Here is a 15,294-nt window from a genome sequence, read left to right on the forward strand (position 1 = left end):
CCAAGATCTTAGGCATATTTCAATAGAATATTTTTAAGTTATTTGTCTTTCAAAAACTTCGTTTCTCTTAAGCTTTTTTTCTAATCTGGCACCATCAATTAGGCAGGTCAATTCGTTAGCATTAAGAATCATGGTTTTGTCATTTCCTTCAGCAGGCCAGCGAAAACGCCCTCGTTCCAGACGCTTAAAGTACAACCAAAATCCATCGCCGTCCCATTCCAAGATCTTCAGTCTGTCTCTGCTTTTGTTACAAAAAACAAATAGTGCATCATCAAAAGGATCCAAGGAAAAACTCTCCTTTACCAGCATCGTCATACCGTTAATGGATTTTCTCATATCGGTATAACCACAACATAGATATACAGATTTATCACTCCATCTTATCATAGCGACCTCAGTGTACAACAAGCTTTTTTTAGAAGTTCAGTATTGGTCTCGGACGTAAAAGTTATATGAAAGCCATTAATTTCAATGTCCAAAGATTCTTTTATGTCTTGCATTTGTTTAGATTCCAGCTGCATCCATCCGCTTGGCACAATATTTCTTGACTCTTCAGCCTTAGCAAGCTCAGTGCAAGCCTCACTTCGTAACTTCTTTTGCCAGTAAAAGTATTTGTTTTTGCGTATGCCTGTAGACTCACAGAAATCCTTGATACTTTGCCCACTTTCCTGTTGTGCCTGAATTACTTGTGCCCATTGTGATAATCGATATTCTTCTGCAACTTTTTGTGTATTCATACAATCACTCCATTTCTGGTTGAAAAAGTTTCATTACTTTTTAGACTTTTTCAACCTAATCATTCGTGATTATATCAGCTTTGTACTTGTTATACTATGTGATGATGTAATTTACGCTTACCCTAATTTTGATAAAGATATCTATATTAAACTTTATTAACCAATTATTTTTTTAGGAAAAAGGATACCGAGGGCTAGTGTATGCACTAATTTACTTATTACGTTGAATATGTTTTAATTATACATCACAAGAAAAAGGAAAAGGCATTATGTAGTATATTAACCAAATAATGCCTTTCAAATGGTTCTAAACTGTAATTTTGAGTATTTAAAGGTAGGTTTTTGTTCTACTAACCGTACCAATTTTTATAGGGGTATGGCAATGATTCGTGAATTTTACAGCCATAAGACATAATTTACCAAATGCCAGCCTTATGATTTAATTATTTGTGCTGAATATTCAAGGTTTGGTGGTTTTCTATTTAAATCAAAATCATATTGTCCAAACCTGTTAATATGATCTGTAGGATATGGACTTAAGCAAGATAAAATAGCTTCATCAATCTCATACCCTTCTGATATCAATTCCTGCAATATCTTTGTTATACTAAAAACATTATAAAATATAATGCAATTTGCAATAAGATGATTGTACTTAATTATTTTTCGTTGTTCATCCCGGTTATTCTCAGTCATTGTTCCTCCAAACGATATCCATTTTGAAAAACCATTAAAGGCTTCATTCTTATTGGTAGCAGACTGAATGGTACTTCGGAGCTCGGGATCATTTATATATCTCATTAAGAAACCTGTACGTATTGCACATCCTAACTCCCTAAATGCTTTATATAATCGATTCTTTTTACTGTATGTACCAAGTTTACGGAGAATGGTTGATGGTGTTATTTTTCCTTCTTTTATAGAAAGTGCGACTCTTAGCATGTCAGGAAGGTGAGTCTTTATTAAATCCCAATTAATTGCTTCAGAAAACAACTCGTCTATATGCTCATATTTATCATCTTTGTTAACCCGGTAAAGCTTCAAATCCTTCCAGTTCCTTATCCTTGGCATAAGATTTATTCCTAAAAGATAGGATAAGCCAAAGATGGGTTCATTTTGTCCTTGTGTATCTGAATGAATTGTGTCAGGTTGGATATCCTCATTATCTTCATTATTGCTATTGAAAAATATGTCAAGAATATAAACTCCTTCCCAAACTCCGCAAGGGATGAAGTGGCTAAATAATGCTATATAATTGGTTGCTACAAGATAATAACCTAATGCTCCGTAACCACCGTACCTAATATGATACTCAGATAATAGATTATTATCATTAAGATCCCATTTTGTAGCATCAGCAGCAGCATTTTTTGTGTTTCCCCAGAATTTTGGTAAGGCAAATTTATTGTATGCATCGATAAGAAGCCGTATCATCTTTTCCAGTTTTTCTTCATTAGAATATCGTTGATTAACCCATGCTATTTGCTTTCTATTAAGCTTTTTTAATGATTTAGAAGCTTGAGAAGGTCCTAAACCACATCCATAACAAAATACTGTTGCAAGGAATCTCTCTACAGGCTCTTCGAGTTTTGTTTCGTGGCCAGAGACAGAACTAAAGTACCGTGTCCAATTAAGCCAATATTCAGTATCTATAAGAATTTCAAGGATGTTAACAGGAGCTAATCTTTCAGCAATCAATGCTTCAATCTTTTTAAGCTGTTGAGGATTTTTCTTTTTCTCCGGCTTACTTAAGACTGCTTCGCCATTTACAATTTTAAGATACTCATTTTGGGGAAATGACTGATCTGTATTTGTAATCATCTCATTAAGCCAATTCTTTAGATTGTCTATAAAGGCATCCGCTTCAAAGTTCATGTTTAACCGTTTACTATAGTCATCAATATTCTTATTATATTCGTCCCAATCAATAAGCTGTTCTCGGTAATCAGAATAATTATCACTTCCCGGAACAAATAAATCACCGGCTTTAAGTTCAAGCATTACTTGATAGAAAACACATACTTCAAAGTGTCTTCGGTCAATTTTTTCAGGATATATTTTTCGATTACTGCTGCCAGATATTATCTTCCAAAATAAATCTGGAATCCATGATAAATCAAGGAGTTGTCTCTGAGATTGGTTTTCCTTTCCTTTATTTATTATTTCAATAGTAGGTACCCAATCCAGTTTTGAACTTCTATATTTTTTTATAAACCTTATTGCATCTTCAATAGAGGAATCTTGGTTTGTTGTTTTTAACGGAATGCTTTCTAAAATATTAAATAGGGTCGAACGACTGCTTTTATAATGCTTCCACATGAATGGGTAATAATTATTACCAGAGTACGCAATATGAGAATCACAATCATTTATAACCTCATCTGCTTTTTCTCCAGCTATAATGGAATCTATTTTATCATATTTTTCTTCTTTTGTTCCTTCTGATTTACAGACTAAAACCGCTTCTTTTAGCTTGAAAACAAGTTTGTCTGCTATTTTTGAATACTGACCCAACTTATAATTCTGAAGTTCTTCTTTGGCATTATTTTTAATCCTATTCATCTTTTTTATAAACATTTCGACAATATCATCATAAGCTTTAGTATTCTTAACTGCAAGCATTGCTGCTATCAGGGCATATTTTTTATTTGGTTCCAGTTGCTTCATTTGTGCTGCATTCAGAGTTTGTGCTTCAGATGCAAACTGCTTTATCTTTATAATTGGGATATCTGCTAATGCTTCTTTACCGATATTCTGTTTTTTTATCCATGCGAGGTAATTGACCATTATTTTAATGCTTTTTAATGTAGGTGCTCCTGGATCATCTTTTAAAGAATTCCAAGATGTAAACGATTTTTGTTGTTCAACTTCCAATAAAATATCATATTGCTTTTTTATTTCTTCATTTAAACGGTTATTAATAGTTTTAAAGTAGAAACGATAAACTAGTGAGCGAATACGTCTGGATAACCTAACTAATGTGTTAAATGAAGGTAGTTCATAATAATTCCTTGTTAACTCTTCAATAGCAACATTAATAAGGTCAGCAAGTTCTTCTTTTGTTTTTGCTGCCTCCCTCATTGCTTTTGAAACAATATGTCTTGCAACTTTATCAAATGGTTTTGTTTTAAAATAGTCTCTCAGTATTTGAATATGTCGTGGTCTTGTTCCAGATCTATCATAATTATTTATATCAGGTATTATGGACATACCTATAGTCTCTGCAATATGTTGAACAATTTGTACTGGTATTTCTGTGATAGGAATAAAAAATCCAAGTCTTTGATAACTTTTAAGCATGACAATAAAACATAATTTTGCTGTATCTCCTCTTGTTACATTGATTGCAAAATCAATTTCATTCTGGGTTGGTGTATATATGTCATTTAATTCTTTCTGAGTAAAGTTGCTTTTATATCTGGGATAAGCGGTCTCGCTTATACTTGGCATTTTATCACATCATTTCATATTGTTTCACTAGTTTATAAAAGGATGTCCTTTTTAAATTGAGTTCGATCATGCATTGAGTTGCTGTAATACTACCTTTTTTCCATGCATTATAAAACTTTTCAAAATTATCTGGAAAGCAAATCTTTGGTCTGCCTAAGTGCTTTCCTTTTATTTTTGCAGCATCAATTCCTTCACGTTGTCTTTCACGTATCCTTTTTCTTTCATCTTCCGCAAGCCAACTAAGCACTTGCAGTACTATATCCTGAATTAAAGTTTCTAGTCCGTTAAGGTCTTTAAATTTAGTTGTATCAAGCAATGGCATATCTAAAACAACAATTTCAATTTCTTTAACTTTAGTTAGTTCATGCCATTCATTTAGTATTTGTTGTTTATTTCTCCCAAATCTATCAAGGGATTTTATATATAATATATCTCCTTTTTGCATAATCCTTTTTAATAACTGATATTGTGGCCTTGAAAAATCTTTACCACTCTGTTTTTCAATAAAAATAAGACCATCGTCAATACCAATTTCTTTCATTGCTATGACTTGTCTGTCCTCATTTTGTTCTTTATCACTTACCCTTATATATCCATATTTTCGTCCCAAATTAAACTCTCCTGATAGTATTTTTACTAAAAGTTTATCAATATTATTCGTAATGGTCAATGATTTTTATGAACATTCAAAAAATCAATTTGTTAATGTTTACGAATGAAAAAATCACAATATTTTTATATTCATAAAGGTTTACCTTTGCGAATTCTTTAAAAACAACTTCACAGCCGAAGCAATTAAAATACATCCAAGTGACAATTTTAAAAATGGGCCAGAAATATATGATACCAACACAGTTCCTATGAAAGAACCTATAACCGAGCTAATACCCATTGGAATAACTAAATGTGTAATATCCTCACGTACTGAATATACACCATTGGATGCATGTTTCATAATTCCTATAATTATAGTCGGTAAGCTAATTAATAAACTAGCTGTTCCTGCAATTTTTATATCAACACCAAAGACAATTATCAAGGTCGGTATTATCAACTCACCTCCAGCAACACCTAATAGGCTGCTGATAAAACCTATCACAAGACCAAATAGTACACCGATAATAACGGTTAATGCAGTAGAATAATTTTGAACTTCACTTGACGCAATAGGATAAAAACCTTCTACAATCAGCAACAGTCCAATAAAAACAAGCAATACAAGGATAACTTTCTTAAAGGAGGCTTCTGTAACTCGTTTTGAAAAATGGGCACCAGTATATGCTCCTGTCATTGAACCACATATTAGAGAAATGATTACAGTCAGTAAGGGTAAAAGATTATTCATTTTAGCATTTGGAAGCCTGAAAGCCAATGAGGATATGACTGTCACCAAACTAACCGCCAAATTTAAAGCCACCGATTTATGAGTCGATTTTTTGAATATACCGACTAAAACAGGCAATCTAAATTCCGCTCCACCCAATCCGATTAATCCACCTAAACACCCAATAGGTGTTCCAGTTACTAAAGACATAATGATAGATTTCTTTTTTTCCATAAGGTTATTTCCCCCTAAATCCGTTCATTTTGATCACCTTTTACCAAGAAAACTCTATCTTCTGGTATATGTAACATGAGCTTTTTGCATTTACAGCCCATTAAATGAGGACAATTATGTTTTGATACTTCAACCTGAAAAATGTTGCCTTCGCAGTTTACTATTATTGATGTAGAAAAAATTCCTTCGATTTTCTCAATAATTTCACATTCAAATGTATTCAACTCATTCGTAAATTTTGAGGATATATGTAAATCATGTGCTCGGACACCAGCCACCATTTTCGATTGAACTTCTGCCGCCGTTTTACTGGCTCTTAATATAAGCCCCTTAGACTTTGTAATAAAGCATCCATCTTCTTCGCCAATAATATCCACATCAAAATAATTTTTACAGCCTGTTATCCTTGCAGCCGTTAATGTAGATGGTGAACGAATAATTTCTTCCTTACTTCCGATTTGTATAGACCTACCTTTATCAAAAATTAAAATTCTATCGCACAGACGGTACGCTTCTTCGATATTATGCGTCACAAGCAGTACAATCCCATGATAGTTATTTCGAATTACACTTAATAATTCCTTTTCCAGTAAATGCTTTATATGACTGTCAAGGGCAGAAAAAGGCTCGTCTAAAAGCAGTAATTCCGGATCGGTTATCAATGTCCTGGCGAGAGCAGCTCTTTGCTGTTGCCCTCCCGATAATTGTGAAGGATAACGGTTTTCAAAGCCGGAAAGCTGCATTTTTCCAATCATTTCAATAACTTTATCATGACGTATTTTTTTATCTAAGTGTTTGACCCCATACGCAATGTTTTTGTATACTGTTAAATGTGGGAATAGTGCATAATTTTGAAACACGTAACCAATATTCCTTTTCCGTGGAGGTATATTTACTTTTACATCAGAATTAAATAACTCCTTTCCATTAAGTTTTATCTTTCCTTTATCGGGACTATGTAGTCCTGCAATACACTTTAAGGTCAAGCTTTTGCCACAACCCGATGAACCGAGTATTCCCAGTACTCCTCTATCGCTGGAAAATGAAGAGTGCAACGAAAAATTACCCATTGTTTTATTAATAGATACTTCAAGCATTTTAGTGTCACCCCTTTTTCATCTTCTTTTCCAATCGATTGACAATATACAAAACAACAATAGAAACACTTGTCATTATAAGTACAAGCATATTTGCCATATCTTTATTTCCTGCCTGTAATGCATCATAAATAGCAATTGGCATTGTCAATGTTTTATCTGGAATACTTCCAGCCACCATCAATGTTGTACCAAAGTCCCCCAAAGCCCTTACGAAAGCCATAGTTATTCCTGATATAATTCCTCGCCAGGCAATAGGGATCATAATAGTTAAAAATATGTTTAGTTCGTTTCTTCCTAATAGTCTTGCAGCATTCAAAAAATCTTCGTTTATTTCCGTCAAGGCAGTTTTTGAAGATTTTATCAAGTATGGGATGGATACAACTGTTGAAGCTATAATTGCTCCCATAGGGGTAAATACTATCATAATATCAAATTGCTCTTCGAGAAATTTACCGATCCAGGATTGCCGACCGAGTAGTACGAGTAAATAATAGCCAAGTACAGTCGGAGGTAATACAACAGGCAAGTTTGTCAAAGTATCAATAAAATCTGATATTCTTCCTTGTTTACGACTTAAAAAATAAGCTATAGGCAAACCGAAAAGGATACTGATAAATGTTGCTGTAACCGCTACACGAAACGATAAAAACAGTGGAAAGAGATTAACATTATTCATTTATTTCTTCAGGAAGGACGAAACCATATTTTTTCATGATTTCCCTTCCATACTCTCCATTAACAAATTTAATAAAAATTCGTGCCTCTTTCTCAGACTTTGTTCCTTTAACAACAGCTATAGCCTGTTGTAGCGGTTTATGCAACTTATCATCAATAAGTAAAAAAGTTACTTCATCTTTTTTGACAACTGATAAAGAAATAAATCCAGCTTCTACATTACCTGATTTTATTAGTGTTAATGTATCCTGAATATCCTTTCCAAAAACCATTTTATCCTTTAGTTTTTCCCATAAGCCCAATGATTCTAAAGCCTGTTTTGCAGCCAAACCATAAGGTGCATGTTCTGGGTTTGCTATTGCAATTTTCTTAAATTCCGGCTTTAACAAATCGCTAACTTCTTTTACTTGTAATGTGCTTCCGATCTTTATCGCAACACCAACACGCCCAATAGCATATAATTCTTTAGTATCGGCAATTATCCTGTCCTTCTCTATTAAATCGTCCACAAATTTAATATTTGCTGAGGCATATACATCATAAGGTGCACCATTCTCAATCTGTTCTCTTGCAGTGCCTGAAGAAGAAAATATTTGCTTTAATTTAATACTTGTATTTTTTTCATAAAGATCTCCGATTTCTTTAAATGCTATTACCAAATCAGCAGCAGCAGCAACTGTCAGTTCTGTTTTGCTATTTTCTTTTATGTTGGTTGTGCTTTTTTCCGATTGTACTATACTTGTTTGATTTTTTGTTGGGTCAGTATTATTTATTGTATTCACTGATGAGCCACATCCACTTAATAATAGAGTTAAAGAAAATAAGGAAGAAAATATCAATGAAATAGACCATTTTGACATATGACCAACTCCTTTTTTCAATTTTTTGATTTTAATAAGTTATATGAATTTAATTAAAGTTAGTGACTTACTAACTAGACATGCAATATTCATTGCAAACATGGCAAGAAATAACGTGGCATGACATAACACAATTCAATATTAGATTTTATCATGTTGTATTCATTATAAACACCTTCAAGTGTAAAATCAAGTCATTTTGCAATAGAAGTTTGATTTTGCTTCATATTTTATAACTAAATGAATTTTCATACAATATTATTTTTATACTCATAATAGTTATATACCGCTATTTAAAAGGCGTATCTATATAAATACATAAGATTATTAATGAAGCATTTTGACTTTAATATTGCATATCAGATTGATTATTGCTATAGTATAGAGAAACAGTTTAAGGAAGTGAGATAAATGAGAGATTGTTCATCATTAACACCACAAGAAGTAGCTGATATCCTTAAAATAGCCAAAAATACTGTATATGAATTAATTAAACGTGGAGAACTTAACGCATATAGGATAGGTAGGAAAGTCCGGGTAGACCTAAACGATGTTGAAGAATATAAATCTAAAAGTAAAAGTCAAAAAAGCAATTTAACTAATGATATCACTCAATCAGCAAATTCGCACCTATTAAATAATGACATAAAACCTTTCAGAGATGGTTTTATTATTTGCGGACAAGATATTCTTCTTGATATTTTATCACGTTATCTAGAATGCCACCCTAAAGGAGTTCAGGCATTGCGAGCTTATATAGGAAGTTACAATGGTTTATATTCTTTATATCATGGTAACGTTCAGATGGCTACTACACATCTTTGGGACAGCGAAACAGGACAATATAATATTCCGTTTGTAAAACATTTACTTCCGGGAATCCCCACAGTTATTATTCATCTTGCTTGTCGTATGCAAGGTTTTTATGTAGCAAAAAGTAACCCTAAAAATATTAACACTTGGGAAGACCTAAAGAGGCCCGATATAACCATAGTAAACAGAGAAAAAGGCTCTGGTGCAAGGGTATTGTTAGATGAACACTTAAAACTTTTGAAATATTTCGGTAGCTCTATTAAAGGATATAGTCGAGAATGTCTTTCTCACTTGGCTGTTGCCAGCACTGTTGCTCGGGGAGGAGCTGATCTGGGAATTGGTAATGAAAAGGTAGCTTTACAGGTACAGGGTGTTGATTTTATTCCATTACAGAAAGAAAGATATGATCTTGTTATAAAAAAAGAAGATTTTGAAAAACCACCGTTTCAAGCAGTACTTGAAATAATACGTTCTGAAGAATTTAAGATGGAACTTTTAGGTATAGGTGGCTATGATTTATATGATATTGGCAAAATTATAGCAGAAACGTAGTAAAAAATCCTATTTAATAAATCTTCTAATTGGTGGATATATAAACAAGTAAAACATAGCCATATACGAATTGTTTTCAAATATAGCTATGTTTTGATGATTAATCATTAATCCACAATCTCTTCCAGATCATCCATTTCTTCTGAATCATCCAATTCCTCATCATTAATCTTTTTGTATTGTATTTCAATATCTTCAAAAAAGTGACCATTAACAATCGTTATAATGTCCTTTTCTCCATATGATGTACCAATATCGACAGTAACCACATGTGTCCCAACTGATAAATCTCTATGAGCAATTTGACCGTTTTGAGGTGGTAGGGAATAGAAATGTCCATCAGCATTATAGGAACTGTGATTTAATCTTATGGTATTCCCCAAAACACAAATTCTATATATATTAATACCTATATTACTTTCTAACTCAAAAGAAGAAGTACCCCATTTGAACTGACCTGATAACTTTTTAGTAGTAAGATCATCATCGTTAATAGTTGGTACTTTAGTAATTTCTTCTGAAGAATTTTCAACAATTGTACAGTTCACTTTAATATCTAAAAAAAGATTAGAGTTCACCAGTACGACCTTATCAAGTTTTCCATACACTTCGTTTACTTGAACTGCATAGATTTCATCACAATTCGGAGAAATTATAAGCTTTTCCTTGCCGGCAAGTGGGGGAGAATTCCAACTGGCTCCATCTGGATTAAATGAATGATGATTTAAAATTAATCCCTTCATACTTGATTTAATTCTAAATAGATTTAATCCGTGTGTTACAGGTAATTCAACACTAGATTTACCAAATTGAAGTTGACCGGTTAACCTGAAATCTGTTTTAAGAACATGGCTTTTTTTCTTTCTCGATAAATTTCCCAAAGTTATATTAGTTGGAATATCTCTGAGAGAATATTTACTTCTCCCGATTTTTTGAGAGGAATAGATGCCTGTATGCCCTGAAAAGAAGTAACTTACAGCACAAGTCGCAAACAGGAACTCAATCCCTGTACCCCCAAACAATTCAACCCCCAGTATGAAAGATGCGATAGGAGTGTTTGTTGCACCAGCAAATACACCTATAAGCCCTAATGCTGCCAGATGAGATGGAGAAATACTTAATAGATCCCCTAAAAAGTTACCGAGAGTAGACCCAATTACAAACAATGGGGTTACTTCACCTCCTTGGAAGCCTGCTCCCAATGTTATAGAAGTAAAAATTAATTTCCAAGCGAAAGCAAAAGGAGAAACATGCCCACCTATTGATTCTTTTATCAATGGCAAACTCAACCCAATATAATCTCGGGAATCAACAGCATAAACCAGTACAATTATAATAATACCCCCGATAAAACTTTTTACCATAGCATTTTCAAAACTCGAATTAAAGAGATCTTTTAATTTGTGAGTTAATTTGCTAAAAGTTCTACTAACCAATCCAAAAACTATTGCTGCTAAAATAATTTTAAAGAAATTTATTGGGGTTATACCTATGTAATTTTGTATAGCATAATGACTGTGGTTTAATCCTAGAAGCCCAGTAACAGCGTTCCCGATATATGCCGCTATAAAACAAGGAATGATAGCCTCATAGCTCATAAATCCTAAAACTGCAACCTCAAGTCCAAAAACTGTACCTGCTAAAGGTGTTCCAAAAACAGCTGCAAAGCCGCTACTTACGCCATTCATTAATATAATTCTACTATCTTGCTTATTTAGCTTTAGTGTTTGGCTAATCCAATTGGCAATGCTGCCGCCCATTTGAACGCCTGTACCTTCTCTACCTGCAGAACCGCCAAATAAATGAGTCAATACCGTTCCTATAAAAACCAAAGGTGCCATCCTTAGAGGAACTGTAACGTCTTCTTGATTGATTTTCTCAAGAATTAAATTATTTCCCTTGATAGAGTTTTTACCGAATTTAATATAAATAAAACTTACAAATACACCTGCAAGCGGAAGAAAAAAGATAATCCAAGGATAATGTATCCTGCTTTCTGAGACATATTCGAGGCTTTTGAGAAAAACAGCATTAATAATTCCGACCAAAACACCTATAATACTTCCAATAAGTATGTACTTTGATATATCTTTCAAAGTATGCAACAATTTAATACTTTTCATACATAAAACCCTTCTTTCTTTGAAATTAAAAGTAGTTCAAAATAAAAACTCCTACATAAAATACAATTTCGTAAATTATGTAGGAGTCATTAGCATAGTAGCAGTTAATGGCGAACTCCATCACCTATTTAATTCGTTAAAATTATATCATACTGAAAAGTTCAAGTAAACAGAAACAACTTAATAAAATAATTAAAATTATTGCAGAAGAAAGTAATAATTCCCATATACTTTGCGCTGGTCGCACGGATGCTCCCACTACCTCAATTAGGAAAATTATGTCTTATGGCTGTAAAATTCACGAATCATTGCCATACCCCATTATGAATATACAAAGAAACATAGATAAGAGACTTAAGATACTTAACGAAGAAGAATTGGAAAATATTTATGGTAGGCCTTGCTTTACTTTTGAAGAAAGAACTACATACTTTACACTGTCACAACCAGAAAAGGATTTATTAGAGCTATTTCGTTCTGCTAAATCACAAGTATATTTCATTTTACAGTTAGGGTATTTTAAGGCAAAGCATCTCTTTTTTACATTTGATCTTAATGAAGTTGAGGAAGATGTCAAATATATTTTAAAACTATATTTTTACAATAAAAAAATAGTTGATATGAGTTCTATTGATAAAAACACCAGATTGAAACAACAACGCCTTATTATTGAACGTTTCAACTATCGCACCTGTGATGTTAAAATTCGAAAACATCTGGAGATAAGAGCTCAAAAATCAGCTTCTGTATGCGGTAAACCAATTTTTATATTCCGTGAAATTATGCATTATTTATCAGAGCAAAATGTAATAGTTCCAGGATACAGCTTTATGCAAGATACGGTAAGCCAAGCAATAACCCATGAACAAACCAGGCTAATAACAATTATGAAAAGCAACCTTGAGCCTCATGATATTATAGCTTTAAGTAAACTGCTTGAAGATTCGGAAGGACTTTATGAAATAACTCAACTTAAACATGAGCCTAAAGATTTTAGTTTAAAAGAAATCAGGAACGAAATTAACCGAGGTGAAAAGATACACTATTTGTACCAACTTGCAAAAAAATTGCTACCTATATTAATTATTTCTAATGAAAGTATTAAATACTATGCTTCATTGGTATGCTATTATTCTGTTTACAGACTTAAACAACTTAATGAATGGACATCTTACATCTATTTATTGTGTTTTGTTTATCATCGGTATCAACAGATGAATGATAACCTCATAAATACTCTCATTTATAATGTCAGACGTTATAGTGATGAATCCAAGTTAAAAGCAAAAGAGCAAATATATGAAAACCACTTAGAAATCAATCAAAATATGAAAAAAGCTGGACAAGTATTAAAAATATTTACTGATGATAGCATTGCAAATGATACACCTTTCCATTTAATAAAGAATAAAGCGTTCTCTATTATTGATCCACAGAAGCTTATGGCTATATCTGACCAAATCTCAAAATCAACAAAGTTTGATGAAACTGCTTACCAATGGCAATATATAGAGAATTTATCTCGCCAGTTTAAGCAACATTTGCGACCTATTCTTCTAAAAGTTGATTTTGCTTCTCCTTTACCAAATGATTCGCTTATTGAGGTAATTGATTTTATTAAAAATGCTTCGAATAAGGGTAAGCCTCTTGGTCAATATCAATCAGACACGATGCCAGATCAATTTATACCAGATGGCTTAAAGAGATATATCTATAAACAAAATGCCGATCAGAAAAAGATTATCTCCGATCGATATGAATTTCTTGCTTATCGTCTTTTACGAAATAGTTTGGAAGCAGGTGATATTTTTTGTGATGACAGCATCAGATTTCGCAGCTTTGAGGATGATTTGCTTGATGAACAGCAATGGCATCAGAAAGAAAAACTAATAGATGAATTAGGTCTACATATTCTCAATAAACCTATACAAGAGCATTTGGAAGAACTTGAAATGAAACTTGAAAACCGCATCAAAGAGGTCAATAAACGTATTTCATCAGGAGAAAATGAACATTTTCAAATAAAAAAAAGAGGTACAAGTAGTCGGTGGACTCTTAAATACTCACGTGATTCAGAATTTACAAATCATCAGTTTTATGATGAATTGAAACAGATTGATATTGGAAGTATTTTGCATTTCACAAACCAACATTGCAACTTTACTAAAGTCTTCGAGCATGTTTTGGGGCGATATTCCAAGCAGGTTAAAGATGATCGAATTCTTATTGCTTGTTTGATTGCCTGGGGCACTAATATGGGATTGGGCAGGATGGGCGAGATTTCTGATATTGACTTTTTAACTTTAGCAGCTACTTCAGATAATTTTGTTAGACTAGAAACTTTAAATGAAGCCAATGACATTATTAGTAATGCTATATTTAACTTGCCAATTTTTAAACACTATGATATCGGGGAAGTTATACATTCCAGTAGTGATGGACAAAAAATTGAGACGAGGATTAACACTATTAATTCTCGTCACTCCCCAAAATATTTTGGGCTTAGAAAAGGTATAGTAGACTATACCCTTGTCGCTAATAATATTCCCATTAATGCCAAAGTAATAGGAGCAAATGAACATGAAAGCCATTATGTTTATGACATATTATCCAGTAACACAACATCTATTCATCCTGATGTACATTCAACAGACACTCATGGAACAAATGAAGTAAATTTTGCCATTCTTAACTTTTTTGGCTACCAATTTGCACCACGCTATCAAGATATCTATGGCAGGGTCAGCAAGTCTTTATATGGATTTAAACATCCCAGTCATTATGGGGATTTAACAATTAAGCCTGTAAGAAAAATAAACACTGAAATAATTATAGAAGAATGGGAAAATATAAAGCGTATTATATTGTCCCTTGCACTCAAGTCAACGACTCAAAGTATAATTATTGGAAAACTCAGTAACTATGCACGTAAAAACAAGACTAAAGGGGCTTTGTGGGAATATGATAATATTATAAAAAGTTTATATTTCCTTGATTATATTGATTCTCTGCCACTTCGTCAAAATGTACAAAAGGCCTTAAATCGTGGCGAGAGTTATCACAAATTACGCAGAGCGGTATCATACGCTAATTTTGGAAAACTTCGATTTAAAACAGAACAGGAGCAACAATTATGGAGTGGCTGTAGCCGTTTACTATGTAATTGTATTATTTATTATAATGCCTGTATTTTATCAAATATGCTGACATATAAAGAAAGTACTGGTCAAAATTCAGACATGTTGAAATTGATTTCACCTATTGCATGGCAACATATTAATCTATATGGTAGATATGAGTTCAATAAGAAACATGAGTCTATTAATATAGAAGAAATAGTACAGCAATTAGTAAATTTTAAATGGCCAACTATTTAATAATTTTCTTATTCATCCTTTTCGGGGGGATATGCAAAAATACCCTAAT

General features: G+C 32.8%; 10 protein-coding genes, 1 pseudogene and 1 riboswitch. Of the genes and pseudogenes, 2 read left to right on the forward strand and 9 right to left on the reverse strand.

All coding sequences use genetic code 11. The features are described 5' to 3' along the window. Positions 1-33: 33 nt before the first annotated feature. The 8 genes from tnpB to modA form a co-directional block, all read right to left on the reverse strand. On the reverse strand, positions 34-387 hold the full coding sequence (gene tnpB, locus Bccel_RS13600; RefSeq protein WP_050753039.1) for an IS66 family insertion sequence element accessory protein TnpB: 354 nt from the start codon (positions 385-387) through the stop codon (positions 34-36). Continuing rightward, positions 384-737 (reverse strand): IS66 family insertion sequence element accessory protein TnpA, encoded by a 354-nt coding sequence (tnpA, locus tag Bccel_RS13605; RefSeq protein WP_050753040.1) that lies wholly within the window; start codon positions 735-737, stop codon positions 384-386. The genes tnpB and tnpA overlap by 4 nt, the downstream gene beginning before the upstream one ends. A gap of 432 nt (positions 738-1,169) precedes the next feature. Next, positions 1,170-4,187 (reverse strand): Tn3 family transposase, encoded by a 3,018-nt coding sequence (locus tag Bccel_RS13610; protein ID WP_036945643.1) that lies wholly within the window; start codon positions 4,185-4,187, stop codon positions 1,170-1,172. Positions 4,188-4,191: 4 nt separating this feature from the next. After that, complete coding sequence (locus Bccel_RS13615) at positions 4,192-4,797, reverse strand: recombinase family protein (protein ID WP_036945646.1); 606 nt, start codon at positions 4,795-4,797, stop codon at positions 4,192-4,194. Positions 4,798-4,938: 141 nt separating this feature from the next. Beyond that, on the reverse strand, positions 4,939-5,745 hold the full coding sequence (locus Bccel_RS13620; RefSeq protein WP_036945647.1) for a sulfite exporter TauE/SafE family protein: 807 nt from the start codon (positions 5,743-5,745) through the stop codon (positions 4,939-4,941). A gap of 14 nt (positions 5,746-5,759) precedes the next feature. After that, complete coding sequence (locus tag Bccel_RS13625; protein WP_036945649.1) at positions 5,760-6,842, reverse strand: sulfate/molybdate ABC transporter ATP-binding protein; 1,083 nt, start codon at positions 6,840-6,842, stop codon at positions 5,760-5,762. A gap of 7 nt (positions 6,843-6,849) precedes the next feature. Beyond that, complete coding sequence (gene modB, locus Bccel_RS13630) at positions 6,850-7,521, reverse strand: molybdate ABC transporter permease subunit (RefSeq protein WP_036945650.1); 672 nt, start codon at positions 7,519-7,521, stop codon at positions 6,850-6,852. Beyond that, entirely contained in the window at positions 7,514-8,302 is a 789-nt protein-coding gene (gene modA, locus Bccel_RS13635; protein ID WP_242857014.1) for a molybdate ABC transporter substrate-binding protein, read from the reverse strand. Before modA ends, modB begins: the two co-directional genes overlap by 8 nt. Before the next feature lie 489 nt (positions 8,303-8,791). Between modA and Bccel_RS13640 the strand changes: the two genes are divergently transcribed. After that, complete coding sequence (locus Bccel_RS13640; protein WP_036945652.1) at positions 8,792-9,745, forward strand: substrate-binding domain-containing protein; 954 nt, start codon at positions 8,792-8,794, stop codon at positions 9,743-9,745. Positions 9,746-10,599: 854 nt separating this feature from the next. Here Bccel_RS13640 and Bccel_RS32350 read toward each other — a convergent pair. Beyond that, positions 10,600-11,868, reverse strand: a pseudogene (locus Bccel_RS32350) (voltage-gated chloride channel family protein); the annotation flags it as partial. 73 nt (positions 11,869-11,941) lie between these two features. Then, positions 11,942-12,002: riboswitch (Fluoride riboswitch) on the reverse strand. A 144-nt stretch (positions 12,003-12,146) separates the two neighbouring features. On the opposite strand from Bccel_RS32350, the gene Bccel_RS13650 reads away from it, so the two are divergent. After that, a complete protein-coding gene (locus Bccel_RS13650; RefSeq protein WP_201781960.1) occupies positions 12,147-15,245 on the forward strand; it encodes a Tn3 family transposase in 3,099 nt (1,032 codons plus the stop codon). Positions 15,246-15,294: the final 49 nt, after the last annotated feature.

Source organism: Pseudobacteroides cellulosolvens ATCC 35603 = DSM 2933 (genome assembly GCF_001262605.1).
In the GTDB taxonomy this organism is placed as follows: domain Bacteria; phylum Bacillota; class Clostridia; order Acetivibrionales; family DSM-2933; genus Pseudobacteroides; species Pseudobacteroides cellulosolvens.

Excerpts from the sequence above, each read along its gene's own strand:
- tnpB (WP_050753039.1), bottom strand. The coding sequence starts at position 387 with ATGATAAGATGGAGTGATAAATCTGTATATCTATGTTGTGGTTATACC.
- tnpA (WP_050753040.1), bottom strand. The coding sequence starts at position 737 with ATGAATACACAAAAAGTTGCAGAAGAATATCGATTATCACAATGGGCA.
- Bccel_RS13610 (WP_036945643.1), bottom strand. The coding sequence starts at position 4,187 with ATGCCAAGTATAAGCGAGACCGCTTATCCCAGATATAAAAGCAACTTT.
- Bccel_RS13620 (WP_036945647.1), bottom strand. The coding sequence starts at position 5,745 with ATGGAAAAAAAGAAATCTATCATTATGTCTTTAGTAACTGGAACACCT.
- Bccel_RS13625 (WP_036945649.1), bottom strand. The coding sequence starts at position 6,842 with ATGCTTGAAGTATCTATTAATAAAACAATGGGTAATTTTTCGTTGCAC.
- modB (WP_036945650.1), bottom strand. The coding sequence starts at position 7,521 with ATGAATAATGTTAATCTCTTTCCACTGTTTTTATCGTTTCGTGTAGCG.
- Bccel_RS13640 (WP_036945652.1), top strand. The coding sequence starts at position 8,792 with ATGAGAGATTGTTCATCATTAACACCACAAGAAGTAGCTGATATCCTT.
- Bccel_RS13650 (WP_201781960.1), top strand. The coding sequence starts at position 12,147 with ATGTCTTATGGCTGTAAAATTCACGAATCATTGCCATACCCCATTATG.